This is a genomic window from Mesorhizobium sp. P2_E9 (genome assembly GCF_056403815.1).
Map to the genome: position 1 here is coordinate 227,253 of NZ_JBFUET010000009.1, position 24,900 is coordinate 252,152.

Annotated in this window: 22 protein-coding genes; 14 read left to right on the plus strand and 8 right to left on the minus strand. The window is 64.3% G+C overall.

The genetic code is table 11. From position 1 onward, the window contains the following. Window positions 1-86: 86 nt before the first annotated feature. Complete coding sequence (locus AC1D05_RS17560; protein WP_477442432.1) at window positions 87-2,105, minus strand: thioredoxin domain-containing protein; 2,019 nt, start codon at window positions 2,103-2,105, stop codon at window positions 87-89. Window positions 2,106-2,166: 61 nt separating this feature from the next. Here AC1D05_RS17560 and mnmE point away from each other — a divergent pair, with 61 nt between their 5' ends. The 5 genes from mnmE (at window position 2,167) to AC1D05_RS17585 (ending at window position 8,264) form a co-directional block, all read left to right on the plus strand. After that, window positions 2,167-3,498, plus strand: coding sequence for a tRNA uridine-5-carboxymethylaminomethyl(34) synthesis GTPase MnmE (mnmE, locus tag AC1D05_RS17565; RefSeq protein WP_477442434.1), 1,332 nt, complete (start codon window positions 2,167-2,169; stop codon window positions 3,496-3,498). A gap of 457 nt (window positions 3,499-3,955) precedes the next feature. Next, window positions 3,956-5,827, plus strand: coding sequence for a tRNA uridine-5-carboxymethylaminomethyl(34) synthesis enzyme MnmG (mnmG, locus tag AC1D05_RS17570; protein ID WP_477442436.1), 1,872 nt, complete (start codon window positions 3,956-3,958; stop codon window positions 5,825-5,827). Continuing rightward, window positions 5,824-6,456, plus strand: coding sequence for a 16S rRNA (guanine(527)-N(7))-methyltransferase RsmG (rsmG, locus tag AC1D05_RS17575; protein ID WP_477442437.1), 633 nt, complete (start codon window positions 5,824-5,826; stop codon window positions 6,454-6,456). Before mnmG ends, rsmG begins: the two co-directional genes overlap by 4 nt. 55 nt (window positions 6,457-6,511) lie before the next feature. Next, window positions 6,512-7,312, plus strand: a complete 801-nt coding sequence (locus AC1D05_RS17580; RefSeq protein ID WP_080680871.1) for a ParA family protein — start codon at window positions 6,512-6,514, stop codon at window positions 7,310-7,312. 64 nt (window positions 7,313-7,376) lie between these two features. Beyond that, a complete protein-coding gene (locus tag AC1D05_RS17585; protein WP_477442439.1) occupies window positions 7,377-8,264 on the plus strand; it encodes a ParB/RepB/Spo0J family partition protein in 888 nt (295 codons plus the stop codon). Window positions 8,265-8,575: 311 nt separating this feature from the next. Here AC1D05_RS17585 and holA read toward each other — a convergent pair whose 3' ends face one another. Next, window positions 8,576-9,622 carry a DNA polymerase III subunit delta gene (holA, locus tag AC1D05_RS17590; protein ID WP_477442441.1) on the minus strand — a complete coding sequence of 349 codons (1,047 nt, stop codon included), beginning with the start codon at window positions 9,620-9,622 and terminating at the stop codon, window positions 8,576-8,578. A gap of 453 nt (window positions 9,623-10,075) precedes the next feature. On the opposite strand from holA, the gene AC1D05_RS17595 reads away from it, so the two are divergent. The 4 genes from AC1D05_RS17595 (at window position 10,076) to lpdA (ending at window position 15,288) form a co-directional block, all read left to right on the plus strand. Further along, window positions 10,076-11,308: a thiamine pyrophosphate-dependent enzyme gene (locus tag AC1D05_RS17595; protein ID WP_477442443.1), complete on the plus strand. Its 1,233-nt coding sequence runs from the start codon at window positions 10,076-10,078 to the stop codon at window positions 11,306-11,308. 3 nt (window positions 11,309-11,311) lie between these two features. Further along, window positions 11,312-12,325: an alpha-ketoacid dehydrogenase subunit beta gene (locus AC1D05_RS17600; protein ID WP_477442444.1), complete on the plus strand. Its 1,014-nt coding sequence runs from the start codon at window positions 11,312-11,314 to the stop codon at window positions 12,323-12,325. Window position 12,326: 1 nt separating this feature from the next. Then, on the plus strand, window positions 12,327-13,646 hold the full coding sequence (locus AC1D05_RS17605) for a dihydrolipoamide acetyltransferase family protein (protein WP_477442446.1): 1,320 nt from the start codon (window positions 12,327-12,329) through the stop codon (window positions 13,644-13,646). A 244-nt stretch (window positions 13,647-13,890) separates the two neighbouring features. Continuing rightward, window positions 13,891-15,288, plus strand: coding sequence for a dihydrolipoyl dehydrogenase (lpdA, locus tag AC1D05_RS17610; protein ID WP_477442448.1), 1,398 nt, complete (start codon window positions 13,891-13,893; stop codon window positions 15,286-15,288). A gap of 164 nt (window positions 15,289-15,452) precedes the next feature. Here lpdA and AC1D05_RS17615 read toward each other — a convergent pair whose 3' ends face one another. Next, complete coding sequence (locus AC1D05_RS17615) at window positions 15,453-16,556, minus strand: saccharopine dehydrogenase family protein (protein ID WP_477442450.1); 1,104 nt, start codon at window positions 16,554-16,556, stop codon at window positions 15,453-15,455. 123 nt (window positions 16,557-16,679) lie between these two features. On the opposite strand from AC1D05_RS17615, the gene AC1D05_RS17620 reads away from it, so the two are divergent. Further along, window positions 16,680-17,108 carry an Lrp/AsnC family transcriptional regulator gene (locus tag AC1D05_RS17620; RefSeq protein WP_183464419.1) on the plus strand — a complete coding sequence of 143 codons (429 nt, stop codon included), beginning with the start codon at window positions 16,680-16,682 and terminating at the stop codon, window positions 17,106-17,108. A gap of 21 nt (window positions 17,109-17,129) precedes the next feature. On the opposite strand, the gene AC1D05_RS17625 is transcribed toward AC1D05_RS17620, so the two are convergent. The 4 genes from AC1D05_RS17625 to AC1D05_RS17640 form a co-directional block, all read right to left on the minus strand. Then, on the minus strand, window positions 17,130-18,500 hold the full coding sequence (locus tag AC1D05_RS17625) for a sensor histidine kinase (RefSeq protein WP_477442452.1): 1,371 nt from the start codon (window positions 18,498-18,500) through the stop codon (window positions 17,130-17,132). Then, window positions 18,497-19,180: a winged helix-turn-helix domain-containing protein gene (locus AC1D05_RS17630; RefSeq protein ID WP_477442454.1), complete on the minus strand. Its 684-nt coding sequence runs from the start codon at window positions 19,178-19,180 to the stop codon at window positions 18,497-18,499. Before AC1D05_RS17630 ends, AC1D05_RS17625 begins: the two co-directional genes overlap by 4 nt. 90 nt (window positions 19,181-19,270) lie before the next feature. Then, complete coding sequence (locus AC1D05_RS17635) at window positions 19,271-20,062, minus strand: COG4705 family protein (RefSeq protein WP_477442456.1); 792 nt, start codon at window positions 20,060-20,062, stop codon at window positions 19,271-19,273. A 26-nt stretch (window positions 20,063-20,088) separates the two neighbouring features. Next, window positions 20,089-20,346: a hypothetical protein gene (locus AC1D05_RS17640; protein WP_477442458.1), complete on the minus strand. Its 258-nt coding sequence runs from the start codon at window positions 20,344-20,346 to the stop codon at window positions 20,089-20,091. A gap of 260 nt (window positions 20,347-20,606) precedes the next feature. Between AC1D05_RS17640 and AC1D05_RS17645 the strand changes: the two genes are divergently transcribed. Together AC1D05_RS17645 and AC1D05_RS17650 are read left to right on the plus strand one after the other, a co-directional pair. Then, window positions 20,607-21,242: a methyltransferase family protein gene (locus AC1D05_RS17645; RefSeq protein WP_477442459.1), complete on the plus strand. Its 636-nt coding sequence runs from the start codon at window positions 20,607-20,609 to the stop codon at window positions 21,240-21,242. Window positions 21,243-21,380: 138 nt separating this feature from the next. Further along, the gene (locus AC1D05_RS17650) at window positions 21,381-22,430 is read left to right on the plus strand and encodes a peptidase C39 family protein (RefSeq protein ID WP_477442461.1); all 1,050 of its coding nucleotides are present in this window, start codon (window positions 21,381-21,383) and stop codon (window positions 22,428-22,430) included. Window positions 22,431-22,582: 152 nt separating this feature from the next. On the opposite strand, the gene AC1D05_RS17655 is transcribed toward AC1D05_RS17650, so the two are convergent. Further along, on the minus strand, window positions 22,583-23,068 hold the full coding sequence (locus AC1D05_RS17655) for a hypothetical protein (protein ID WP_477442463.1): 486 nt from the start codon (window positions 23,066-23,068) through the stop codon (window positions 22,583-22,585). Window positions 23,069-23,275: 207 nt separating this feature from the next. Between AC1D05_RS17655 and AC1D05_RS17660 the strand changes: the two genes are divergently transcribed. Together AC1D05_RS17660 and AC1D05_RS17665 are read left to right on the plus strand one after the other, a co-directional pair. Further along, a complete protein-coding gene (locus tag AC1D05_RS17660; protein WP_477442465.1) occupies window positions 23,276-23,641 on the plus strand; it encodes a RidA family protein in 366 nt (121 codons plus the stop codon). Between the two features lie 17 nt (window positions 23,642-23,658). Continuing rightward, window positions 23,659-24,894 carry an amidohydrolase/deacetylase family metallohydrolase gene (locus AC1D05_RS17665; RefSeq protein WP_477442467.1) on the plus strand — a complete coding sequence of 412 codons (1,236 nt, stop codon included), beginning with the start codon at window positions 23,659-23,661 and terminating at the stop codon, window positions 24,892-24,894. Window positions 24,895-24,900 lie beyond the last annotated feature (6 nt).

Here is a 24,900-nt window from a genome sequence, read left to right on the forward strand (position 1 = left end):
CTTTACCGTGGCGGCAAGCAGGTGAGGGGCAGCGCTGACGCTTGATAGGTGAGGCAAGGGGCCGTCGGCGTAGTCGTCCGGCTCTTCTAGCTTCGTCGTAACAGCCGCTCCAACTCCCCCGCATCCGTCACCACCGGCAAACAGACCTGCCGGGTGCACAGCCAGGCACCCATCTTCTCCGTCGGCGGCAGAACACCCCCGGGCAGCAGAGGTCGATTCGTCTCCGAACCGATCGCGACGACAATGTCGACGCGGCGCGGGTCGGGGCATCGATTCGCAACCGGAACAAGCTTGGGATTGGCCAGTTCGTCTATCAGGACCAGTTTCAACGGCTCGATGGCAAACGCGCAGGCATTGACGATGCCGGCCTGGCCATAGGCTTGGTGCGCCGCGCGGCCGGCCGCATGCTCGGCGACCTTCCAGGCCTTTTCCTGCAGGTCGAGGTCGCCGGTAACGGAAGCGAGCCGCACCAGCGCCGAGATGATCTGGCTGGTGGCCGACGAAATGGCCTCATCGACATCGCCGCGGATGCGGATCGGGACGTCGGTGCTGTCCGAAGCGGTGAGATAATAGCCTGTGCCCGCGGTGTCGACGTGCCATTGGTCGAGTTGCTCGATGAAGCGCTTTCCCTGGTCGATATAGGTCCACTCGCCCGAGGCCTCGAACAGCGAGATCGCCGCATTGGCCATCGCGGCGTAGTCAATCGACAAAGCGGGAAACAGTTTCCTGGCGCCGAGCATGGAATGCGGCAAGCGGTTGTCGCGGCTGGCTCCGCAGATATGGGCAAAGGCCTTGGCCGCGGCCGCGATCCAGTCGGGCCGCCGCAGCGAGCGGCCAGCCTCTGCGAGTGCTGCAATCATCAGGCCGTTCCAGTCAGTGAGGGCCTTTGCATCGAGACCTGGCCGAACGCGCTCTTCCCGGACAGCGAGAAGCCTGGCTTTTAGCGGGATCAGCAGTTCGCGATCGGCCACGCTTAGGGCTTGCTGGGCGCGGGTCTGGTGGACAACCGGCTTGCCTTCCCAGCCATGCGGGCTGGAGAGCGTGAAGTATTTGAAAAACAAGGCAGAATCGTCACCGAGGACGGCCTCGATCTCTTGCCTGCTCCAGGTGTAGAACAGCCCTTCCTCTCCATCGCTGTCCGCGTCGAGGCTGGCGGCGAAAGCACCGCCGTCGACGCGCATTTCGCGCAGCAGCCACTCGACCGTCTCTTCGATTCGTACCCGGAACAAATCATTGCCGCTCGCCGAAAAAGCCCAGGTGCAGAAGCGGATCAGCTCGGCATTGTCGTAGAGCATCTTTTCGAAATGCGGCACCAGCCATTCGGCATCGGTCGAATAGCGGCTGAGTCCGCCGCCAATATGGTCATAGATGCCGCCGCTCAGTATCTGTTCGAGGCTGACGAGCACGTCGTCGCGGTGCGAAGCATTGCCGTCGCGCAGCCAGGACAGCCAGAGCGTGAGCATGAACGGCGCGTTGGGGAATTTCGGCGCGCCTTTTAAGCCCCCAAGGTCACGGTCGACCATGCCGTCAATACGGCCGGCGAGATCAGACAGCGTGCCGCGGTCTAGGTTTTCCTTGGCATGCGTGCCGGACAGCCGCGCTTCGACATGGGATGTCAGGCCGTCAGCGCTTTGATGCAGGCTGGCGCGCTTTTCCCGCCAGGCCTTGTCGACGGCTTCCATGACCTGGATGAAGCCCGGGCGGCCATAGCGCGGCTCGCGCGGCAAATAGGTGCCGCCCCAGAATGGCTTGCCATCCGGCGTCAGGAACATGGTCAGCGGCCAGCCGCCTTGCTCGCCCATCGATGACAGGGCGGCCATATAGATCTGGTCGATGTCGGGACGCTCCTCACGGTCGACCTTGATATTGACGAACAGACGGTTCATGACGGCCGCGACGTCGTCATTCTCGAAGCTTTCATGCGCCATGACATGGCACCAGTGGCAGGCGGCATAGCCGACGGAAAGCAGGATCGGGCGATCGAGAGTCTTTGCTTCGTCCAGGGAAGCTGGCGACCAGGCCCGCCAATGGACGGGATTGCCGCTGTGCTGCTGCAGATAGGGGCTGGCTTCGTCGGCAAGCAGGTTTTGCGCGGGCAATGTCACAATCGGAAAAACTCGGTTCACAGTGTTGGCGGAAGCTAGGGCGGTTCGGTTGAGCGGGCAAATGAATTCAGGCGGTTCCATCGTTGCGTTGTCGAGTGGCCGGCTTCCCGCCGGCGTCGCCGTCATCCGCATTTCCGGCCCGCAGACTCGATTCGTAGTCGAAACAATCGCGGGCGGCTTGGTTAAGGACCGGGTTGCAACCCTGCGCCAGCTGCGGGCGCCGGATGGAGGCGTGCTCGACAACGGCCTGGTTGTCTTCTTCCCCGGCCCCGCGAGCTTTACCGGCGAGGATGTCGCCGAGTTCCACGTCCATGGCGGGCGCGCCGTGGTGGCCCGGATGCTGGAGACGATCGGTGGTTTTGAAGACGTCAGGCATGCTGAGCCGGGTGAATTCACTCGCCGCGCCTTTCTCAACGGCAAAATCGACCTCGTCGAGACGGAGGCGCTGGCTGATCTGGTCAATGCCGAAACCGAGGCGCAGCGGCGTTTCGCCATCCAGAATGCCGAGGGCGTCCAGAGCGAACTCTATCTCGGCTGGCGTCGCCGGCTGATCCATGCGCGCGCGATGATCGAGGCGGAGATCGACTTTGCCGATGAAGACGATGTGCCCGGATCCGTTTCGGATACGGTTTGGTCGGATGTGCGATTAATGGTCGGGGAAATTGATCGCCACATTGCCGGATTTCGTTCCGCAGAAATCATCAGGGACGGGTTCGAGGTCGTCATTCTCGGCGCGCCGAATGCCGGGAAATCGAGTCTGTTCAACGCCCTGGCGCGGCGGGATGCTGCTATTGTAACGGATGAGCCGGGCACGACTCGTGACTTGCTCGAGGTGACGCTGGATCTCGGCGGGCTGCGGGTCAGGCTGACCGATACGGCCGGATTGCGCGAGGCGCCGGGCAAGGTCGAGGCGATCGGCATCGAGAAGGCCCGGGCCAAGGCGGACCGCGCCGATCTCTTGCTGCTGCTGGAAGACATTTTGTCTCCCACGGACGTCGCGGCGTTGCCGGATACGGCGACCTTGTTGCGCGTCGGCACCAAGCTCGACCTGTTGGATGAGCAGACGGCTGGGGAGGTGTCCAGTCGATATGACCTCGGCATTTCAGTTCTTAACGGGACTGGTGTGGAAGCGCTGTTGGCTGAGATCGGCCGTCGCGCGGCGGATGCGGCGGGTGACGTTGGCGATGTCCTGCCTTCGCGCCTGCGCCATGTCGAATTGCTCAGCGATGCGAATCGCCATCTGCTTCGAGCGATTGACGGCCACGGCACTGGCCAGGAGCTGCGGGCCGAGGAGTTGCGGCTGGCCGCGGACCGCCTGGGTCGGATCGTCGGGGCGATCGATGTCGAGGACATGCTGGACGTGATCTTCGGGCAGTTCTGCATCGGGAAATGACTCACGTGAAACAATTGCTTGGCCGAATATGAGCTTGGTCTCGGTGGCGGTGAAGCATTTTGCGGGAACGCCCGTTTGTTCGTCATCCACGGGCGGAGCAAGGAGCGTAGCGACGCAGCGCAGACCCGAGGATCCATGCTGGGACTCCAAAGGGTTGCTACGGTCCAGAATTCTGCACCGCTGCACTCCACGGCTTAGATCGAGGCATGGATCCTCGGGTCTCCGCGACGCCGCTGCGCCTCTGCTCCGCCCGTGGATGAAGAGGTTGGGGGGGACGCTTCGGCAATCCCTGGCCGTGACTCACGTGAAACATAAGTGGTGCTCCTTGACTCACGTGAAACATGGCCGAACAGGGCCCTGACCCTGTTTCACGTGAAACTTGCAGCGAAGTTTTCTTGACAGCTTGGCCCCGCGGGGACATGTGTCCCTCAATCTCTACTGAGTCCAGGATTTGGAAATGACCGATCACTATGATGTGGTTGTGGTGGGCGGCGGCCATGCTGGTTGCGAGGCGGCCAGCGCCGCCGCGCGCGCCGGCGCCAAAACCGCGCTGGTGACGCTGCGCTTCGACACGATTGGCGTGATGTCGTGCAATCCGGCGATCGGCGGCCTCGGCAAGGGCCATCTGGTCCGCGAGATCGACGCCATGGACGGTTTGATGGGCCGGGTGGCGGATGCGGCCGGCATTCAGTTTCGCCTGCTCAACCGCCGCAAGGGCCCGGCGGTGCGCGGACCGCGCACGCAGGCCGATCGGAAACTCTATCGCCTTGCCATGCAGGAAGCGATTCGGCAGCAGAACGATCTCGACGTCGTCGAGGCCGAGGTTCTGGATTTCGAGATCGTCGAGGGGCGCATCACCGCCGTTCTGCTGGCCGACGGCCGCAGGCTGGCCTGCGGCGCCGTGGTTTTGACGACCGGGACCTTCCTGCGCGGGCTCATTCATATTGGCGAAAAAAAGATCGTCGCCGGCCGCATGAACGAGCAGGCGAGCCTTGGCCTGTCGGCAACGATGGACCGTGCGGGCTTCAAGCTCGGACGGTTGAAAACCGGCACGCCGCCGCGGCTGGATGGAAAGACCATCGACTGGGCCTCGCTCGAAAGCCAGGCTGCGGACGAAGATCCCGTGCCGTTCTCGCTGATGACCGACCGCATCGAAACGCTGCAGATCGAGTGCGGCATCACCCGCACGACCACAGCCACGCACGAGCTGATCCGCGCCAATCTTGGCCGGTCCGCCATGTACTCCGGCTCGATCGAAGGTGTCGGGCCGCGCTATTGCCCGTCGATCGAAGACAAGATCGTCAAGTTCGGCGACCGGGACGGCCACCAGATCTTTCTGGAGCCGGAAGGGCTCGACGACGACACCGTCTATCCCAACGGGATTTCGACCTCGCTGCCCGAAGATGTGCAGTTGGACATCCTGAAAACCATCCCGGGGCTGGAGCGCGCGATCATGCTGCAGCCCGGCTATGCCATCGAGTACGATCACGTCGATCCGCGCGAACTGCATCAGACGCTGGAGACCAAGCGCGTTGGAGGCCTGTTCCTCGCCGGGCAGATCAACGGCACGACCGGGTACGAAGAAGCCGCTGGCCAAGGCTTGCTCGCGGGGCTCAACGCGGCGCGGCGGGCGGCGGGCGGCGAACAGATCGTGCTCAGCCGCACCGAGGCCTATATCGGCGTGATGGTCGACGATCTGACCAGCCGCGGCATCAGCGAACCCTACCGCATGTTCACCTCGCGCGCCGAATTCCGGCTGTCGCTGCGCGCCGACAATGCGGATGAACGGCTGACGCCGCTGGCGGAGAGGCTCGGGATCGCTTCTGCGCAACGGATGCAGCGCTATGGCGATGTCGTGCAACGGCTCGACGCAGCGCGCGACCTGGCGAAGTCGGTGGCGATGACGCCCAATGAGGCGGCGCGGCATGGGCTGGAGATCAACAGAGATGGCGTGCGCCGGTCCGGCTATGAGCTGCTGGCTTATCCCGATGTCGACGTCGCCTGGCTGGCCAGGGTCGAGCCGAAATTTGCTGCCGTCGATGCCAAGACCGCCGAGCGGCTCGAAACGGAAGCGAAATATTCTGTCTACCTCGATCGCCAGAAGAGCGATGTGGCCCAGATCCGCCATGAGGAGGGCCGGTTGATCCCGGAAAACGTCGATTTCGGCGGCGTGCCCGGCCTGTCCAATGAGTTGAAGCAGAAGATGGCGGTGCGGCGGCCGCGTTCAGTTGCGGACGCGCAGCGCATGGAAGGCATGACGCCGGCGGCGCTGGCGATCATTGTCGCGCATGTCCGTCACCATGAAGTCGCGCAGAGAGACGTTGCGTGAGTTCTTTCTCCCTCGAGAGCCTGCAGGATGCGGCCGGCCCGGTTTCACGTGAAACATTCGATCGCCTGGTGGCGTTCGAAGAGATGTTCCAGAAATGGAATCGCAGCATCAACCTCGTGGCGCAGTCGACGGCGGGCGATGTCTGGCAGCGCCACATATTGGACAGCGCGCAGCTGGCACGCATAGAACCCAGTGCCACGCGTTGGGTCGACATTGGCTCGGGCGGCGGATTTCCGGGCCTGGTCATGGCCTTCCTGCTCGCCGAGCGTGCGGGAGCCAGCATCGACCTGGTGGAAAGCAACCGTAAGAAGGCCTCATTCCTGCAGACCGTCATTGGCCAGTTCAACCTGCCGGCGCGGGTGGTGGCGCGCCGCATCGAGGACAGCCATGCACTTGTTTCCGCGCCACAAATCGTCACGGCGCGGGCTCTGGCCTCGCTTTCGGTGCTGCTCGATCTGTCGGCGCCCTGGCTGACGTCAGGCGCGCGCGGGCTGTTCCACAAAGGCCGGGATTATCGCGCCGAAGTGCAAGAAAGCATTAACCGATGGGCCTTCGATCTGGTAGAACATCCCAGTGTGACCGACCCTCATGGTGTCATCCTCGAACTGTCCGACATCAGGCCTGTCTGAGCTTCGACTTGTCGGGTTATTTGGCGACCCAAACATGAATTTCTGGCATAGATCCATGATGAAGAACGGCCCCCGAATCATCACCGTAGCCAACCAGAAGGGTGGTGTCGGCAAGACAACCACCGCCATCAATCTGGCCACCGCGCTCGCCGCAATCGGCGAAAAGGTGCTGATCGTCGATCTCGACCCGCAAGGCAATGCCAGCACCGGTCTCGGCATCGATCGAAAGGACCGCACGGTCTCATCCTACGATGTGCTGACGGGGGAGTTGGATCTGGAAGCCGCGGCCATTCCAACCGCCGTGCCCGGTCTGTCGATCGTGCCGTCGACGCTCGATCTGCTCGGCATCGAAATGGAGATCGCCTCGGCGCCTGACCGCGTGCTCAAGCTGCGCAATGCGCTGCGCGCCGCGACCGAGCGCGGGGCGCCCTTTAATTATGTGCTGATCGATTGCCCGCCTTCGCTCAACCTTTTGACTTTGAATTCAATGGCCGCAGCGGATTCCGTCCTTGTGCCGCTGCAATGCGAGTTCTTCGCGCTCGAAGGCCTCAGCCAGTTGCTGGAGACCGTCGAGCAGGTGCGCCGGTCGATCAATCCGGACCTCATTATCCAGGGCATCGTGCTGACCATGTATGACGGCCGCAACAACCTCGCCAACCAGGTGGTGCAGGATGTACGGGCGCATATGGGCGACAAGGTCTACGAGACCATCATTCCGCGCAATGTGCGGGTGTCCGAGGCGCCGTCCTATGGCAAGCCGGCGATCCTTTACGATTTGAAGTGCTCGGGCAGCCAGGCTTATTTGCAACTGGCCTCGGAAGTGATCCGCCGCGAGCGCAAATTGCGCGCCGCTTGATTAGATCGGATGCATAATTAACAGCCGATTCGATACCGAAACGATCCAAAGACCTGGAATAAAAATGAGCGAAGACCTTTCGAGAAAAAGACTGGGCCGTGGGCTGGCCGCACTGATCGGCGAGATCGATCGCCCGGCGGCACCGGAAAAGCCCGGCATGAGCGCTGACGGCAAGGTGCCGATCGAGTTTCTCAGCCCGAACCCGAAAAATCCGCGCCGGCATTTTGGCGATGCCGAATTGACCGACCTTGCCCAGTCGATCCGCGAACATGGCGTGGTCCAGCCGGTGGTGGCACGGTCGTCGCCGACGCAGGCGGGGCGCTACGAGATCATCGCCGGCGAGCGGCGCTGGCGGGCGGCGCAGCGCGCCGGGCTGACCGAGATCCCGGTCATCATCCGCGAGGTCAACGACCGCACCGCGCTCGAACTGGCGATCATCGAGAATGTCCAGCGCACCGATCTCAACGCGGTCGAGGAAGCGCTGGGCTACCAGCAGCTGATCGACGATCACGGCTACACCCAGGCGGACCTCGGCAATGTTATCGGCAAGAGCCGCAGCCATGTCGCCAACACGCTCAGGCTGTTGAAGCTGCCGGACGTGATCCGCGACATGCTGGTCGACGGCGCTCTGTCGGCCGGTCATGCCCGCACGCTGGTAACGGCGGAGGACCCGGCCGGCCTTGCCAAGCGCATCGTCGAAGAGGGCCTTTCGGTGCGCCAGGCCGAAGCGCTGGCGCAGATGCCGGCCGGCCCCACGCCGGCCAAGCCGAAGCAGGCACAAGCCGCGCCGGAAAAGGACACCGACACGCTGGCGCTGGAAAAGCTGATGACCGATACGCTCGGTATGATCGTAGCCATCGACCACAAGGGCAAAGGCGGCGAGCTGCGGGTGGCGTACCGGTCGCTGGAGCAGCTGGACGAGCTGTGCCGGCGGTTGAAGCAGGAGCGGTAGGGCGTTGAGCGGCTTGGGTTAAGGTCAGGTTTGTAGCTGATATATCGGTGATATATAACCTCTGAGCCGAGTCCTGACAGAAAATGTGGAACGCAGGGGCTAAGCGCTACGCTGGCCCTCTTCAGCGCTGATGATTGGCGAAATCGCTGAAACTGCTGATCTCCCTCCTTGAGGGGGAGATGGCCGGCGGGCCAGAGGGGGTCGCCTCCATCAAGCGTCGGCGTGCTGCCGAGACGAAGAAAAGATCGGCGCCTACGTGTGGCGACCCCCTCTGTCGCCTTCGGCGACATCTCCCCCCCAAGGGGGGGAGATTACCCGCGTTGCCCCAGCCTCGCGCTCTCCACCGCAATCCCCAGCAGCGCCTGCCGCGCCAGCGCCACAGCCAGATCGGGCCGCCGCCGCGTTTGCAGCACGGCGGTCTGCAGCCGGGTCAGTGCGCGGCTGAGCGCGTCGCTGCTCCAGCGATCCAGCGCCTTCTCCACCAGCTTGCGCCGCGAGAAGAAAACCGGTGGGCGGGCGCCCGCAACGACCGACGCTGCATTGCGGCCGCCTGTATCCATCTGGCCGCGCATGATCTGGATCTGCTGCAATTGCCGCATGGCTGAGGACAGAACGAGGAAGGGCGGGCCGCCGGACTGGCAGTGGCGGGTGAAGGCGGTATCGAAGTCGCCGACTTTGCCCTCGAGCAACGCATCGACGGCGTCGTCGAACGAAGCGCCGGAGACGTCACCCGACATGGCCCGGACCTCTTCCAGCCCGATGTCCTTCTGGCCGTGGGCGTAGAGGATGAGCTTTTCGATCTCGCCGCGCGAGGCCAGCCGGTCGCCGCCGAGATTGCGGCGCAGCGCCTGTCTGGCTTCCATGGTCATCGACATGCCGGCCTTGCGCAGCTCGTCGTCGATGACCGTGTCGATGTCGCGGGCTTCATCGGCGTAGCAGGGCAGCGCCATGGCACGGTCCGCCGCCTCGACCACGGCGCGCAGCCCGACGCCTTTCTTGAGATCGCCGGCCTCGATCAAGATGATGGCATCCCGCGCCGGCTCCGCTGTCAGTGCCTTGACGTCGTCGGCCAGCGCCTTCTGGCCGGTGGCATTGCGCACCCAGAGCAGGCGCCGGTCTGAAAACATCGGCACGGTGCGGGCCTCGTCGAGCAGCCGGCCTTCGTCACGGTCGACCTCCGAGCCCTCGAGCCGAACCACGGAGAACGGATCGTCGAGCGGCAGGCCGGTCTTTTCGGCAAAGGCCTTTGCGCGCTCGGAGACGAGGCCGCGATCGGGGCCGTAAAGCAGGACGATCGAGACGCGCGGGTCAGGCTTCGCGAGCCACGAATCGACCTCGAAAGCTTTCTTCTGTGCCATGGGGCGTGGTTAGCATGGAGAGAGGACGAGGTGAACTCGCCTTGATTGAAGCGCTGTGGTGAGTTGTCAGCGGCGACGCATTCGAGGACCGCCTTCCCCCACTCCGTCGAGCTTCGCTCGCCACCTCTCCCCCTCCGGAGGAGAGGAAAGGCGCCAAGGTCGGCGAACCCGCGTTCCCCCTCCCATCTGGAGGTGTGAAAGTGAGAGCGAGGAACCAAGGTCTTCAGCCCAATCGCCTTATCTGGCCGGAAACCTTGCCCAATCTTGCGCCAAATTGCGCGCTTCCCCTCAACATCGACAAGAAATTTCGCGGACATATCTACATCTTGTGCAAGGGAGGCTGGATCGGCCGGCGCGGCCGGTTTGATGCGTGCGGCCTTGCCCGACGAATTCGCACTGGACGCGCGGATGTGCAAATATCCCCAGCCAGGCAACATTGGAGGACAAAGGTTCATGGCCGATGCTGGGATGTTGCGTTTCCACGTTCCGGAGCCGGAAGTGCGGCCGGGCGGGGCGCCTGATTTCTCCAATGTGACCCTTGCGCCAGCCGGCTCGGTGCCGCGCCCGGACATCGATGTCGATCCGCGCACCATCCGCGACATGGCGTTCTCGATCATCCGGGTGCTGAACCGCAATGGGGAAGCCGTCGGCCCCTGGGCCGGGCTGCTGTCCAGCGAGGAACTGCTGGAAGGCCTGCGCCACATGATGACGCTCAGAACCTTCGATGCCCGCATGCAGATGGCGCAGCGCCAGGGCAAGACCTCGTTTTACATGCAGCATCTCGGCGAAGAGGCGGTGAGCTGCGCCTTCCGCAAGGCGCTCGCGCCGGGCGACATGAATTTCCCGACCTACCGGCAGGCGGGCCTGCTCATCGCCGACGGCTATCCGATGGTCACGATGATGAACCAGATCTATTCCAACGAGGCCGATCCGCTGAAGGGCCGGCAGCTGCCGATCATGTACTCCTCGAAGGAGCACGGCTTCTTCTCGATCTCCGGCAATCTGGCGACGCAGTACATCCAGGCGGTCGGCTGGGCGATGGCCTCGGCGATCTCGAACGATTCCAAGATCGCGGCGGCCTGGATCGGCGACGGCTCGACGGCGGAATCCGATTTCCATTCGGCGCTGGTGTTCGCCTCCACCTACAAGGCGCCGGTCGTGCTCAATGTCGTCAACAACCAGTGGGCGATCTCGACCTTCCAGGGCATTGCGCGCGGCGGCTCCGGCACTTTCGCCGCGCGGGGCCTCGGTTTCGGCATTCCGTCGCTGCGCGTCGACGGCAATGATTATCTCGCTGTGCATGCGGTGGCGAAATGGGCTGCCGAGCGAGCCCGCAGCAATCTTGGGCCGACGCTGGTCGAATATGTCACCTACCGCGCCGGGGCGCATTCGAGCTCGGATGATCCTTCCGCCTATCGGCCGAAGACCGAATCCGACGCCTGGCCGCTCGGCGACCCGGTCGTGCGGCTGAAGAACCATCTGATCGGGCTCGGCGTCTGGTCGGACGAGCGGCATGCGCAGGCCGAGGCGGAAATCCTCGACACGGTGATCGCGGCGCAAAAGGAGGCGGAGAGCCACGGCACGCTGCACGCCGGCGGCAAGCCGTCGACGCGCGACATGTTCGAGGGCCTCTATGCCGAGATGCCGCCGCATCTCAGGCGCCAGCGCCAGCAGGCGGGAGTCTGAGCCATGCCAAGACGGACCATGATAGAGGCCATTCGCGACGCCATGGACGTGTCGATGGGGCGTGACGACAAGGTCGTCGTGTTCGGCGAGGATGTCGGTTTCTTCGGCGGCGTCTTTCGCGTAACCCATGGCCTGCAGGCCAAATACGGCAAGAGCCGCTGCTTCGATGCACCGATCAACGAGTCCGGCATTGTCGGCTCGGCCATCGGCATGGCCGCCTATGGCCTGAGGCCCTGTGTGGAGATTCAGTTTGCCGACTACATGTACCCTGCCTACGACCAGCTGACGCAGGAAGCGGCAAGGCTGCGCTACCGCTCGAATGGCGATTTCACCTGCCCGATCGTTGTGCGCATGCCGACCGGCGGCGGCATTTTTGGCGGCCAGACGCACAGCCAGAGCCCGGAAGCTTTGTTCACCCATGTGTCCGGCCTGAAGACCGTAGTGCCATCCAACCCGCACGACGCCAAAGGGCTTTTGATCGCCGCGATCGAGGATCCGGATCCGGTGATTTTTCTCGAGCCGAAGCGGCTCTACAACGGCCCGTTCGACGGCCATCACGACCGGCCGGTGACGCCGTGGTCGAAGCATGAACTCGGCGAGGTCGCGGACGGCCATTACACCGTGCCGCTCGGCAAGGCGGCGATCCGCAGGGCGGGTTCGGCTGTCACCGTGCTCGCCTACGGCACCATGGTCTATGTCGCGCAGGCGGCTGCCGAGGAGACCGGCATCGATGCCGAGATCATCGATTTGAGGACGCTTTTGCCGCTCGACCTCGACACAATCGTGGCGTCGGTCAAGAAGACCGGGCGCTGCGTCGTCGTGCATGAGGCGACGCTGACCTCCGGCTTTGGCGCCGAACTGTCGGCGCTGGTGCAGGAAAACTGTTTTTACCATCTGGAAGCCCCGGTGGCGCGGGTCGCGGGCTGGGACACGCCCTATCCGCATGCGCAGGAGTGGGACTATTTCCCCGGTCCCGCCCGCGTTGGCCGCGCCCTCATCGAAACCATGGAGGCCTGACATGGGCGAGCACATCATCAAGCTGCCCGATGTCGGCGAGGGCGTCGCCGAGGCCGAGCTCGTCGAATGGCACGTCAAGATCGGCGACATCGTGCGCGAGGACACGGTGCTTGCCGCCGTGATGACCGACAAGGCGACGGTCGAGATCCCATCACCCGTCGATGGCGAGATCCTGTGGCTGGGCGCCGAGATCGGCGACACGGTGGCGATCGGTTCGCCGATCGTGCGGCTGAAGGTGGCGGGCGAGGGCAATGTGAGGGGCGGCGCCAAGGTCGAGGCGACGGCTGAGCCTCCGGCCAAGCTGCCGACGCCGAAACCCGAGACCGCCGCGCCAGCCGCGAAGACGCCGGCAAAGGCCGCCGTGGCGGAGGTGAAACCCGCTCCGGCCGCTTCGAAAAGCGCTGACGTTTCGAAAAGCACTGGGCAGACGTCCGGCGCGCCGCGCCCCGAAGGCGAAAAACCGCTGGCGTCGCCGGCCGTACGCCTGCGGGCGAAAGAGGCCGGCATTGATCTGAGACAAGTTGCGGGAAGCGGCCCGGCCGGCCGCATCGGCCATGAGGATATCGAAGCGTTCCTGGCGCGCGGGCCGCAGGTCGCCAAAGTGTCGGGTCTCGCCCGCAACGACGCGGTCGAGGACATCAAGGTGGTGGGCTTGCGGCGCAAGATCGCCGAGAAGATGACGCTGTCCAAGTCGCGCATCCCGCACATCACCTATGTCGAAGAGATCGACGTCACCGCGCTGGAGGAGCTGCGCGCCGCGCTCAACAAGGAGAAGCGCGCGGACAGGCCCAAGCTGACGCTGCTGCCGTTCCTGATGCGGGCGATGGTCAAGGCGATCGCCGATCAACCCCAGCTCAATTCGCTGTTCGACGACGAGGCCGGCATCATCCACCAGCATGGCGGCATCCATATCGGCATCGCCGCGCAGACGCCGTCGGGGCTGGTGGTGCCTGTGGTCAAGCATGCCGAGGCGCGCGACATCTGGGATTGCGGCGCCGAGGTCAACAGGCTGGCCGAAGCGGCCAAATCCGGCACGGCGACACGCGACGAACTGTCCGGCTCGACCATCACCATCACCTCGCTCGGCGCCATGGGCGGCATCGCGACGACGCCGGTCATCAACCACCCGGAAGTGGCGATCATCGGCGTCAACAAGATGATGGTGCGGCCGGTGTGGGACGGCACGCAGTTCATCCCGCGCAAGATGATGAATTTGTCGTCGAGCTTCGACCATCGGGTGATCGATGGCTGGGACGCGGCGGTGTTCGTGCAGCGGATCAAGGCGCTGCTGGAAACGCCGGCGCTGATTTTTGTGGATTGAGGGTGATGCGGTTGATCAAGGCGGTTTGTCGGAAGTTGCCGGGGCTGGTGTGTGGGCTCCCCCTTCTCCCCTTGTGGGAGAAGGTGTCGCCGCAGGCGACGGATGAGGGGTGTTCCAGCTTGGCACCGACGGCGATCCTTGGCGCACCCCTCATCCGTCTCGGCGCTGCGCGCCGATCCACCTTCTCCCACAAGGGGAGAAGGACAAGGCGCGCTGCGGCCATCGCCGAAAGGAAGCAGCCGACATGAAAGAAATCTCCTGCAAGCTGCTCGTCATCGGCGCCGGTCCCGGCGGCTATGTCTGCGCCATCCGTGCCGGCCAGCTCGGCGTCGATACGGTGATCGTCGAAGCCGGCAAGCCCGGCGGCACCTGCCTCAATGTCGGCTGCATCCCATCCAAGGCGCTGATCCATGCGGCGGAGGAGTTCGAGAAGGTGTCGCACATGGCCGGCGGCAAGAGCCCGCTTGGCATTTCGGTCTCGGCACCCGTGCTCGACCTCGGCAAAACCGTCGCCTGGAAGGACGGCATTGTCAGCCGGCTCAACAGCGGCGTCGCCGGCCTGTTGAAGAAGGCCGGCGTGAAGACGGTTCATGGCTGGGCGACGTTCCGCGACGGCAAGACGGTGGAGGTCGAGACCGAGACGGGAAGCCAGGTGATCCGGGCCGAGACGATCGTCATCGCGACAGGCTCGGCGCCGGTCGAATTGTCGTTCCTGCCCTTTGGCGGGCCAGTGATCTCGTCCACGGATGCGCTGGCGTTAAGTGATGTGCCCAAGAAGCTTGCGGTTGTCGGTGGCGGTTATATCGGGTTGGAACTCGGCATGGCCTTCGCGAAAATGGGCGCTAAAGTGACCGTGGTCGAGGCCTTGCCGCGCGTGCTGGCGCAGTATGATGCCGAGCTCACCCGGCCGGTGGTCAAGCGGCTCGCCACACTCGGCATCGAGGTGATGCTGGGCGCCAAGGCCAAGGGTCTGTCGACGAAGGGTGATGCGCTGCTGGTCGAGACAGTGGACGGCAGGAGCGCCAAGGTTGCCGCCGACAAGATTCTGGTGACGGTCGGCCGCAAGCCGGTGACCGAAGGCTGGGGCCTCGACCAGATCGACCTCGATATGGCGGGCAAATTCATCAAGGTCGACGATCAGTGCCGCACCTCGATGCGCGGCATCTTCGCCATCGGCGACGTCACCGGCGAGCCGATGCTGGCGCACCGCGCGATGGCGCAAGGCGAAATGGTCGCCGAGATCGTCGCCGGCCACAAGCGCAGCTGGGACAAGCGCTCCATTCCCGCCGTCTGTTTTACCGATCCCGAACTGGTGACGGCCGGTCTGTCGCCGGAGGAGGCCAAGGCGCTTGGCGGTGAGATCAAGATCGGCCTGTTCCCGTTTGCCGCCAACGGGCGGGCGATGACCAAGTTGGGCGAGGATGGGTTCGTTCGCGTCGTGGCGCGTGCGGACAACCATCTGGTGCTCGGCATCCAGGCGGTCGGGCAAGGCGTGTCGGAACTGTCGGCGGCGTTCGGCCTGGCGCTGGAAATGGGCGCAAGGTTGGAGGATATCGCCGGGACCATCCATGCCCATCCGACGCAAGGCGAGGGATTCCAGGAAGCGGCGCTGAAGGCGCTCGGGCACGCGCTGCATATCTGAGGGTGTGATCTCCCCCCTCGAGGGGGAGATGGCCGGCAGGCCAGAGGGGGTCGGTTCGACTGGACACGACCTTCTTGCGCCAGAAGGAAGCTGGCGCTACACGTGCGGCGACCCCCTCTGTCGCCTTCGGCGACATCTCCCCCTCGAGGGGGGAGATTAGGCGCTCAGCTCGCCAGCCGGCTCACCATCTCATGCTGGGCATAGGCCCGACCAAAGCGGTTGGCGAGAAACGCATCCAGCGCGATGTCTTCCTGCTTGACGAAGCCGGTGGCCGGCAGGCTGCCGTCGGCCAGCATGTCGAGCACGGCGCAGATGCCCGATGCGGTGGTGATCTGGATGGCGCTGCGTACCGTCTGGCCGATGCGCTGCGAATAGATCTTGTTGGCGTAGGTTTCCTGCAGCAGGCGGCCGTTGCGGCGGCCGGAGACGGTGACGAAGACGATGACGACATCCTGCAGCGTTGCCGGCAGGGCGCTTTCAAAAATGTCCTTCAGCACGTCGCGGCGGTGGCGCAGGCCGAGATCGTTGAGCAGCGCCTTCATGATCGCGGCGTGGCCGGGATAGCGGATGGTGCGATAGTTCAGCGTGCGTACCTTGCCCTTCAGCGTCTCGGCCAGTGTGCCGAGCCCACCTGAGGTGTTGAACGCCTCATAGGTGACGCCGTCGAGCGAGAATTCCTCGCGCTCCTCCAGCGGCGGCACTTCGATCAGCTCACCCTCGACGATCGCCTCGCACGGCTCGCAATATTCGTTGATGACGCCGTCGGTGCTCCAGGTCAGATTGTAGTTCAGCGCATTGGACGGGTATTGCGGCAGCGCGCCGACGCGCATGCGCACGCTTTCCAGCGAGTCGAAGCGGCTGGCGAGATCATTGGCGACGATCGAGATGAAGCCCGGCGCCAGCCCGCATTGCGGAATGAAGGCGCTCTTGCCGGAACGCGCCAGCTCCTTGACGCGGCGGGTCGAGACGACGTCCTCGGTGAGGTCGAGATAGTGCACGCCGGCGCTGGCCGCTGCCTCGGCGATGCGCGTGGTGAGATGGAAGGGGGCGGCGCTGAGCACGGCGAACTTGCCGGCGAGCGCTGCCTCAAGGGTGCCGACGGCTGCGATGTCGAGTTCGAGCGTCTCGACGCCGGCGGGCACTTCGGCCGCGACGAGCTGCGCCGCCGAGCGGTCGACGAGGGTAACGCGATAGTCGCCCGTTGCGGCGAGCATCCCGGCGATGGTCGAGCCGATCTTGCCGGCGCCGACGATAACGATGTTGTTCATGGTCAAATACCCCTGCCAATTTTGAATTGCCGGGAATCATCGCAGCTTGCCTGTCGAAAGGAAGCGTGAAATCTGGCAGAATGAACCCTATCTTTAGCTGATCTGCCGAAAGGATTCGTCGAAATGCTCAGTGAAGCCGAACAGGCGCTGCTTTCCCTGCTGCGTTCCAACGCACGCGCCTCGACGGCCGAACTGGCGCGGCAGCTCGGCGTCTCGCGCACGACGGTGCAGAGCCGGATCGAGCGGCTGGAACAGCGCGGCATCATATCGGGCTATGGCGTCAAGCTCTCCGCGGACTATGAACAGGGGCTGGTCAAGGCACATGTGCTGCTCACCGTCACGCCCAAGCTAGCCGACAAGGTGGTGCGGGCTTTGCAGGCGCTGCCGCCAGTCAGGACGCTGCACTCGGTGAGCGGCAATTTCGACATGATCGTCATCGTCGACGCGCCGTCGATCCGCGACCTCGACGCGCTGCTCGACCAGATCGGCGCCATGGACGGGGTCGAGCGGACGTCGTCATCGATCATCTTGTCGACGCGAATCGATCGCTGAGCCACGTAGAAAATTCGCCGGCTAATCCGTCGCCAGCGGAAAGCCCACCATCACCGCGATGCCAGGCTCACAGTCCTCCAATTCAATCGATGCTCCGTGCAGATCGGCGATGGCCCTGACCAGACTCAGCCCGAGGCCGCTTCCCGGTGTCGAGCGGCTGTGGTCGAGCCGGTAGAGCCGCTGGAAGACGTTTTCACGTTCGTCGGCGGGAATGCCCGGCCCATTGTCGGCGACGCCGGCAAGCATACGATCGCCCTGGCGCGCCACCGACAGGTTGATCGTCGTGCCGGGCGGGCAATGGCGTAGCGCATTCTCGACCAGATTGGCGAACATCTGCGTCAGCAGTTCCGGATCGCCATGGATGCGGTCGGCGCTCTGATGCAGCTCGACCGACGACAGCGACTTGCCGTCATCCTCGGCCACGTCGGCGTAGATCTCGGCGATGGTCTGCAGGATCTCGCCCAGGTCGACATCGGTGAAGCGCGCCTTGCGCGCGCCGGCCTCGATTTGCGCGATGCGCAGCAGCGCATCGAACGTCTCGTTGATCTGATGGCCCTCGGCGCGCGCATCGGCCAGATCGCCGGAAACGTCGCGATCCTGCGCGGCCTTGTCGGCCGCCCCCTCCAGGATCATCTGCAGCCGGTTGAGCGGCGTCTTCAAATCATGCGCGATGTTGGCGCTGACCTGCTTCATGCCGTCGACCAGGCCCGACAGGCGGTCGAGCGCCGCATTGACCTGGCTGGAGACGATGTCGATGTCGTCGCCATTGCCGGTCAACGGAATGCGGGCATCGAGCCGGCCATGCGAGACATCGACCATGGTGGCGGCGATGCCGTCGAGACGGCGCTGGACACGCGAGGCTAGCAGGGCGCCGCCGGCGACCGCCAACCCGGTGATGATCAGGGTCGCCCAGCCGAAGCTCATCATTGCCACCGTTTCCAGCTCCTCCGTTTCGGAAAGACTGAAGGCGACAGTGAGGTTGTTGCGGCCGATGGAGCCGGAATAGGCCCGGTATTCAGTATCCGGCGGCACGCCCGGCAACACAGCGTCGAACGCCGAGAACCCGTCGGGAAGCCCGGCGGCGGTGAAGTTGCCGGCCAGACGATTTCCGGCCGGGTCGGTCAGCGAAAACAGCTGTTCTTTCTTCGGGCTGAGCTTTGCGTGGCTTTCGATCGTGGCGACAAGGTCTTCCAGGTCGTTCTCGGCGTAGGTCGCGGCGACGACGGCGTAGGTTTCCTTGATGGTGTCGTCGAGCCGCTCGGCAAGATCGGCGCTCATCATCTCGTAGACGATGGCGCCCGACAGGACGAAGGCCAGCATGAACAGGAAGCCGAATGTCAGCGCGAGCCGAAACGGCGTGCTGCGCAACAGGCGAGCCGAGGTTCCGGTCATGGCGCGAGCGGTGCGTGCAGGCTGTAGCCGGTGTTGCGGACGGTGTGGATGAGCTGGGTTTCGAACGGCTTGTCGATCTTGGCCCGCAGACGGCTGATATGGGTCTCGACGACGCTGGTCTTGGGATCGAAATGGAAGTCCCAGACGCGCTCCAGAAGCATGGTGCGGGTGATCACGCGGCCCTCGCCGCGCATCAGCACCTCGAGCAGGCTGAATTCGCGCGGCTGCAGGTCGATCGGCTGGCCCTCCCGCGTAACGCGCCGCATGATGAGGTCCATTTCGAGGTCGCCGACCCGCAGAACCGTCTTCTGCTCCTGCGTCGCCGGCCGGCGGCCGAGCGCATGGATGCGGGCAAGCAGCTCGGAAAAAGCGAAGGGCTTGACCAGATAGTCGTCGCCGCCGGCCTCCAGCCCCTCGACGCGGTCGTCGATGCCGCCGATGGAGGTAAGAAAGATCGCCGGCGTGCGCACGCCCGCCGCGCGCACCGCCTTGACCATCGACAGGCCATCGAGACCCGGGATCATGCGGTCGGCCACGATCACGTCATAGGTGCCGCTGGTGGCGGCGAAAAGCGCGTCGTGGCCGTTGCGCAGGAGATCGCAGACATGACCGGCCTCGGTCAGTCCCTTGACGATATAGTCCGCCGTCCTGTGGTCGTCCTCGACGAGAAGAAGTCGCATCGCTGTTCCGGTTGATTGCCGATATTGGGGACAGGCTATCACCGGCATGGGACTGTTCCTAGGATGGCACTGACCGTCAAACGCCGAAGCCTAGTCGGACTCCAGCAGGATCTCGTCGGCATCGTCGGCGGTTTTCTTCAGCGTCATGTAGAGAACCAGCGCAGCAATGCAGCCGAGGAAGATCAGGCTGGTGAAGGTGGTGCCGAAGCCGAGGCCGCCATATTCGGATGGCTGCGACAGCAGATCGCCGAAGGAGGCGCCGAGCGGCCGCGTCAGGATATAGGCGAGCCAGAAGGCCAGGATGGCGTCGAGATGCAGCAGCCAGTAGGCGAGCGCGATCAGCACGATGACGCCGCCGAACATGAGGCCTGTGGTGAGATAGCCCATGTCGAAGCTCTCGGCGACGAGATCGCCGGCGGCGGTGCCGAGCGAGAAGGTGAACAGGATCGCCAGCCAGTAGAAGATCTCGCGCCTCGTCGTGAAGATGGTGTGGATCGACAGCGTCCGCTCGCTGGCGTACCAGACCGTGAACGTTGCCGCGAGCGCGACCGTGAAGGCGATCGTCGTCGTCTGCAGGCGCACGCCGAAATTGTCGACGAGATTGTCGGTGATCAGCGTGCCGACGACGCTGATCAGTACCACCGCCAGCCAGTAGGCCCAGGGCACGTAGCGTTTCTGCGCGAACTGCAGGATGAGGGCGACGATCAGCACGCCGGTCATGATCAGCGAGGTGACGGTCAGCCCGAGCCCGAGATTGACGGCGAGATAGTCGGCCGCCGTCTCGCCCATGGTGACCGCCATCAGCTTGATCAGCCAGAAGTCGAGGGTGACCTCCGGAACCCTGTTCTGGCTCGGTCCAGCGGTTTTGTTGGGAGAGAGCATGACGGCCGTCCTCGTGGTTCGTGGATCTACTTGCCCATGACCTTCATCGCCTGGGCGAAGAACTCGTCGGCGCGCTTGTCGTCGTCGGCATTGCAGCGTTCGATGCCCTTGGCCTCCAGCTCGGAGACCTTGGCCTTGTCGGCGGCGCTGAGCGTGGCCGTGGCCTCCGCCGCGCGAAGGGTTTTCAGCGTCTCTTCGCAAGGCGCGGTGGCTGCATAAACGGAGGACATCGAGGCCAAGACGGCGAGGGTGCCGCCTGCGACGGCAAGTGCAAATCTTTTCATGGAAGAATTCCCTATCTGATGCCGATGGTCCGGCTGCGGCAATTGAAGCCGGTCCAAAATTGGCGGGCCGGCATCCCGACAATAGGCAAGCGACTTCACTGCAGCCTGTCCCGAAGCATACAAATTCGTAAGGATGGCCTTGGTTGACGCAAAAGGCCTTTACGAACGCCGCGCGCTGCGCTGATAGAAAGCGGCCGCCTTGTATCCGACATTAATGGCGTGCCTCAGTGCCGAAACCCGCAAGCTCCAGGGAAACACGAATGACCTACGCTTCGCTCAAGCCGGTTTCAAAGGCCTTCGTGCAGCGCAAGCGGCTGATCTTCGTGCGGGTCGCGGCGGTGCTGGCGGTGCTGCTGCTGTTCCTCACCAAGCCGGCGCTCGCCGAGGGCTCGAACGGTCACGAAACGCTCGAATTCTTCGGCTTCTGCCTGGTGCTCGCCTGCGTGGCCGGCCGGCTCTGGAGCATCCTCTATGTCGGCGGCAAGAAGAATGAGGAGCTGGTTTCGACGGGGCCGTTCTCGATGAGCCAGAACCCGCTCTATTTCTTTTCGACGGTCGGGGCGGTCGGCATCGGTCTGCTCTACGGCTCGGCTTTCGCCGCCCTGGCGCTCGGCCTCGCCAGCTTCTTGATCTTCCGCGTTACGGCGCGCAAGGAAGCCGAATATCTGCTGGGCAAGTTCGGCCCGGTCTATCTTGCCTATATCAAGAGAACGCCAAGGTTCTGGCCGAACCCGCTGCTCTACCGCGACAATGATGAGCTGCAGTTCTCGACGCGGGCGCTCAAGCGCACCTTCTATGACGGGCTCTATTTCCTGGCCATTTTCCCGGCCATCGAGCTGGTCGAGTATTTGCGGGAAACCGGCATGCTGTTCCCGGCCCTCGTCACGCTCTACTGATCAGCCATTATCCGCTGCAGGATTTGCCAACGCGCCGCGCTCGACGCCGCGCTGCCTGACGGGTGACGGAAGGCTCTGCTGCCGGTAGGATGACGCTACCGCGAAACAACCAGGCCGGTCCCAGACGGAGATGACCCCATGCCAGCTTCGCTGCCGACCGGCAGGGCCAGTGTGACGGTCTTCGCAGCTGAAGATGCATCCGCCTGGGCGGACCTGATGGCGGCGGTGCCGGCCGAGATCGGCGATCGTCTGGCCGCCTTGCAAAAAATCGTTGGCGTCATCGGCGTGGCGCAATACCGCGACGGCCGCGCCAAGGCGATCGTGATCGGCCAGCGCCGGCCAGCGGCAGCAATGATGCGCATCGCCTTGTTCTGGTCCGCCGCCAGCTTCATCAGCGGCCCGCGCCTGCTGGAGGCGCTGGAGAAGGAGGCGCTTGCGCAAGATGTGCTGTGCCTGCGCGCCGACGAGGACACGGTGCAGCACATCGGCGGCCAGTGGGAGTGCCGCGACGGTTTTCTGCAACGCTGGATCGGCATCGAACCGACCCGCCGCCAGGAGCGCGTTCCGCCGTCCTGGCCGCAGACGGCGGGCTTCACCTGCGGGCCGTCGGCGCTCGCCATGGCGATGGCCGGCCTCGACCCGGCCTTGCGGCCGGACCGAGCGCTGGAGATCGAACTCTGGCGCGAGGCCACCACCATCATCGGCCCCAGCGGGCCGGGCGGCTGCGATCCCTATGGCCTGGCGCTGGCGGCACACCGGCGCGGGCTGCGGGCAGAAGTGTTCTTGAGCAGCGCCGAGCCGATCTTCCTCGACCGTGCCGCCTCGGAGGAAAGGCGCGGCCTGATGAGCTTTGTGCAGGCTGGCTTCAAGCGCGACGTCGAAGCCGCGTCAGTGCGGATCGAGCCCCGCGCCTTTGCCGTCGAAGAAATCGCCCAGGCGCTCGATCGCGGCTTCTCGGCGCTGGTGCTGATCGATCAGGCACCGATGATGGGCTACACCTGCCCGCACTGGGTGCTCGTCCATGGCCATGGCGGCGGGGTCTATTTCGTCAACGATCCCTGGATCGAGCCGGACCGGCGAGAACTGATGATGGACGTTGTCGACCTGCCGGTGATGGCGGCGGAGCTCGACCGGATGGCCTGGTACGGCAACCCGGCCTACAGGGCCGCGGTGCTGGTTGGGCGATAGCGTCTAGGGGATTAGCTTCGCTCCCTGCTCCGCCCGTGGATGACGAAGTCGGGAGGGGTCTCGGCTACTCCCGACCGTTATAATGATCCAACGAGAGGAGCGACAGAATACCGGCTACCAAAGGCCATCCAGCCGTCCCTGCTACGGCGCTCCTAGCTTCCCAGCGGATACGGCATGTAGCCGACGAAGCCGGCTATCTTCCAGCTGCCTTCGACCTTCCTGCAGAAATACAGTGTCTGCCATTTCAGCCGGTCGACGCTGCCATCCGCCTTGGCAATGATGCCGTCGAACTTCTTGTGCAGCACGGCGCGGTCGCCGCCGACCTCGATGTCGCGCAGATTGGTGACGCGAAAAATCGCCTCTCGCAGCGGCTCGGCGAATTTGGTCGCGGCCGTCTCCTTGGCCTGGCGCAGCCATTCGTCGCGATAGATTTCCAGCCGTGGGAATTGCAGCCGCCAAGCATCGGCGTTGGCGAGGAAATGCGCATGCATGCCGAAGAAGCTTTCTGCGATGAAATCATTCTCGACCATCGACCAGTCCTGACTGATGAAAGCGTCGATGTCGCGGCGTACCAGCATCTCCCACAGCGCGTGGCGATCGGCGTCGCCTGAAGGAAATGGGTTCTTGTCGAAGGTCATTCTCGGTTTCTCCGCTCTCGCATAGCCATCGGTCCGCGGCGGCTTGAAAGCCGTCCGACAGGCGTGCACGATGCAAGCGCTCTTGTAATAAAGCAACACGGATTTCGAAGAATGTTGCTTTCCAACAAGGGCCCTATCGGGACCGCTCCGATCGCGGTAAATCTGCGCCGAAGCGGGCCCTGCCCGTGCGATCAGAGGAGGCATGCCTTGCCCAAGCAGACTTTTGGAACATCCCATGTGCCGCTGTCACCCGCCGTGCGCGCCGGCGACTTCGTCTTTGTCTCGGGCCAGGTTCCGGTCGGCAGCGACGGCATCGTGGTCAAGGGCGGCATTACGGAACAGACCGAGCAGGTGCTTGCCAATGTGAAGGCGGCACTGGCGCTCGCCGGCTGCACCCTGGACGATGTGGTCAAGACCACGGTCTGGCTGGAGGACGCGCGCGATTTCGGCGCCTTCAACGCCGTCTACGCCAGGCACTTCCCGAAGAACCCGCCGGCCCGCACCACGGTTGAATCGCGGCTGATGATCGACATCAAGATCGAGGTCGAGGCGGTCGCGTACAGGCCCGCCTAACGGAGGTTCCCAAAAAAATGCAATTCGACCTCCTGCTGAAGGGTGGACGTCTGATCGATCCGGCGTCCGGCATCGACGCGCCGCGCGATGTCGCCATCGCCAATGGCCGGGTTGCAGCGATCGACGCCGATATTCCCGTGACCAGCGCCGCCAAAATTGTCGACGCGACGGGTTGCATCGTCGCGCCCGGCCTCGTCGATCTGCACAGTCACGTCTATTGGGGCGGCACCTCGCTCGGCGTCGATGCCGACCGGCTGGCGGCCAAAAGCGGCACCACCACCTTCATCGATGCGGGCAGTGCGGGGGCCGGCAATTTCCTCGGCTTCCGCCGCCATGTCATGGAGCGCTCGAAGGTGCGCATCCTGGCCTATGTCAACATTTCCTTTGCCGGCATTTTCGGCTTCTCGCAGACGGTGTCGGTCGGCGAGTGCAGCGATCTCCGGCTCTGCGAGCCGCGCGAGGTGGTTGCCGCGGCGCGCGAGCACGCCGATGTCGTCGTCGGCGTGAAAGTGCGCTCCGGCAAGCATGCCGGCGGCAGCAGCGGCATCGCCCCTGTCGATCTGGCGCTGGAGGCCGCCGACAAAGCCGGCCTGCCACTGATGGCGCATATAGACGAGCCGCCGCCCGGCCGCTCGGAAGTGCTGCCGCGCCTGCGCCGGGGCGATATCCTCACCCATTGCTTCCGGCCGTTTCCCAATGCGCCGGTCTTCGCTTCCGGCGCGGTGCGCCCGGACATGCGGCTGGCACGCGAGCGCGGCGTCATCTTCGATCTCGGCCACGGCATGGGTTCGTTCGACTTCGAAGTCGCCCGCGCCATGCTGGCCGAGGGGCTGGCGCCCGATGTGATCTCGAGCGACGTGCATCTCTACTGCGTCGACGGGCCGGCTTTCGATATCCTTGTTTGCATGTCGAAGCTGATGGCGCTCGGCATGCCGCTGGTCGAGGTTTTGCGCGCGGCGACACAAGGGCCGGCACAGGCGATCGCAAGGCCTGATCTCGGCACGCTGGCGGTCGGTACCGTCGGCGATGTCGCGGTGCTCCGGCAGCGGTCGGGGCGCTTCACCTTCGTCGACGCGGTCGGCGCTTCGCTGGTTACTGATCAGCGGCTGGTGTCGGAAGGAATCGTCATCGGCGGCACCTGGTGGCCGAACGAGGCGGTGAGCGATCTCGGCGAGACCGAGCGCTTCGAGGCGCATGAGCGGCACACGCATGTCGAGGTTGCCGCCAGGCACTTTGGACATAGCCACGATTAAATCGCG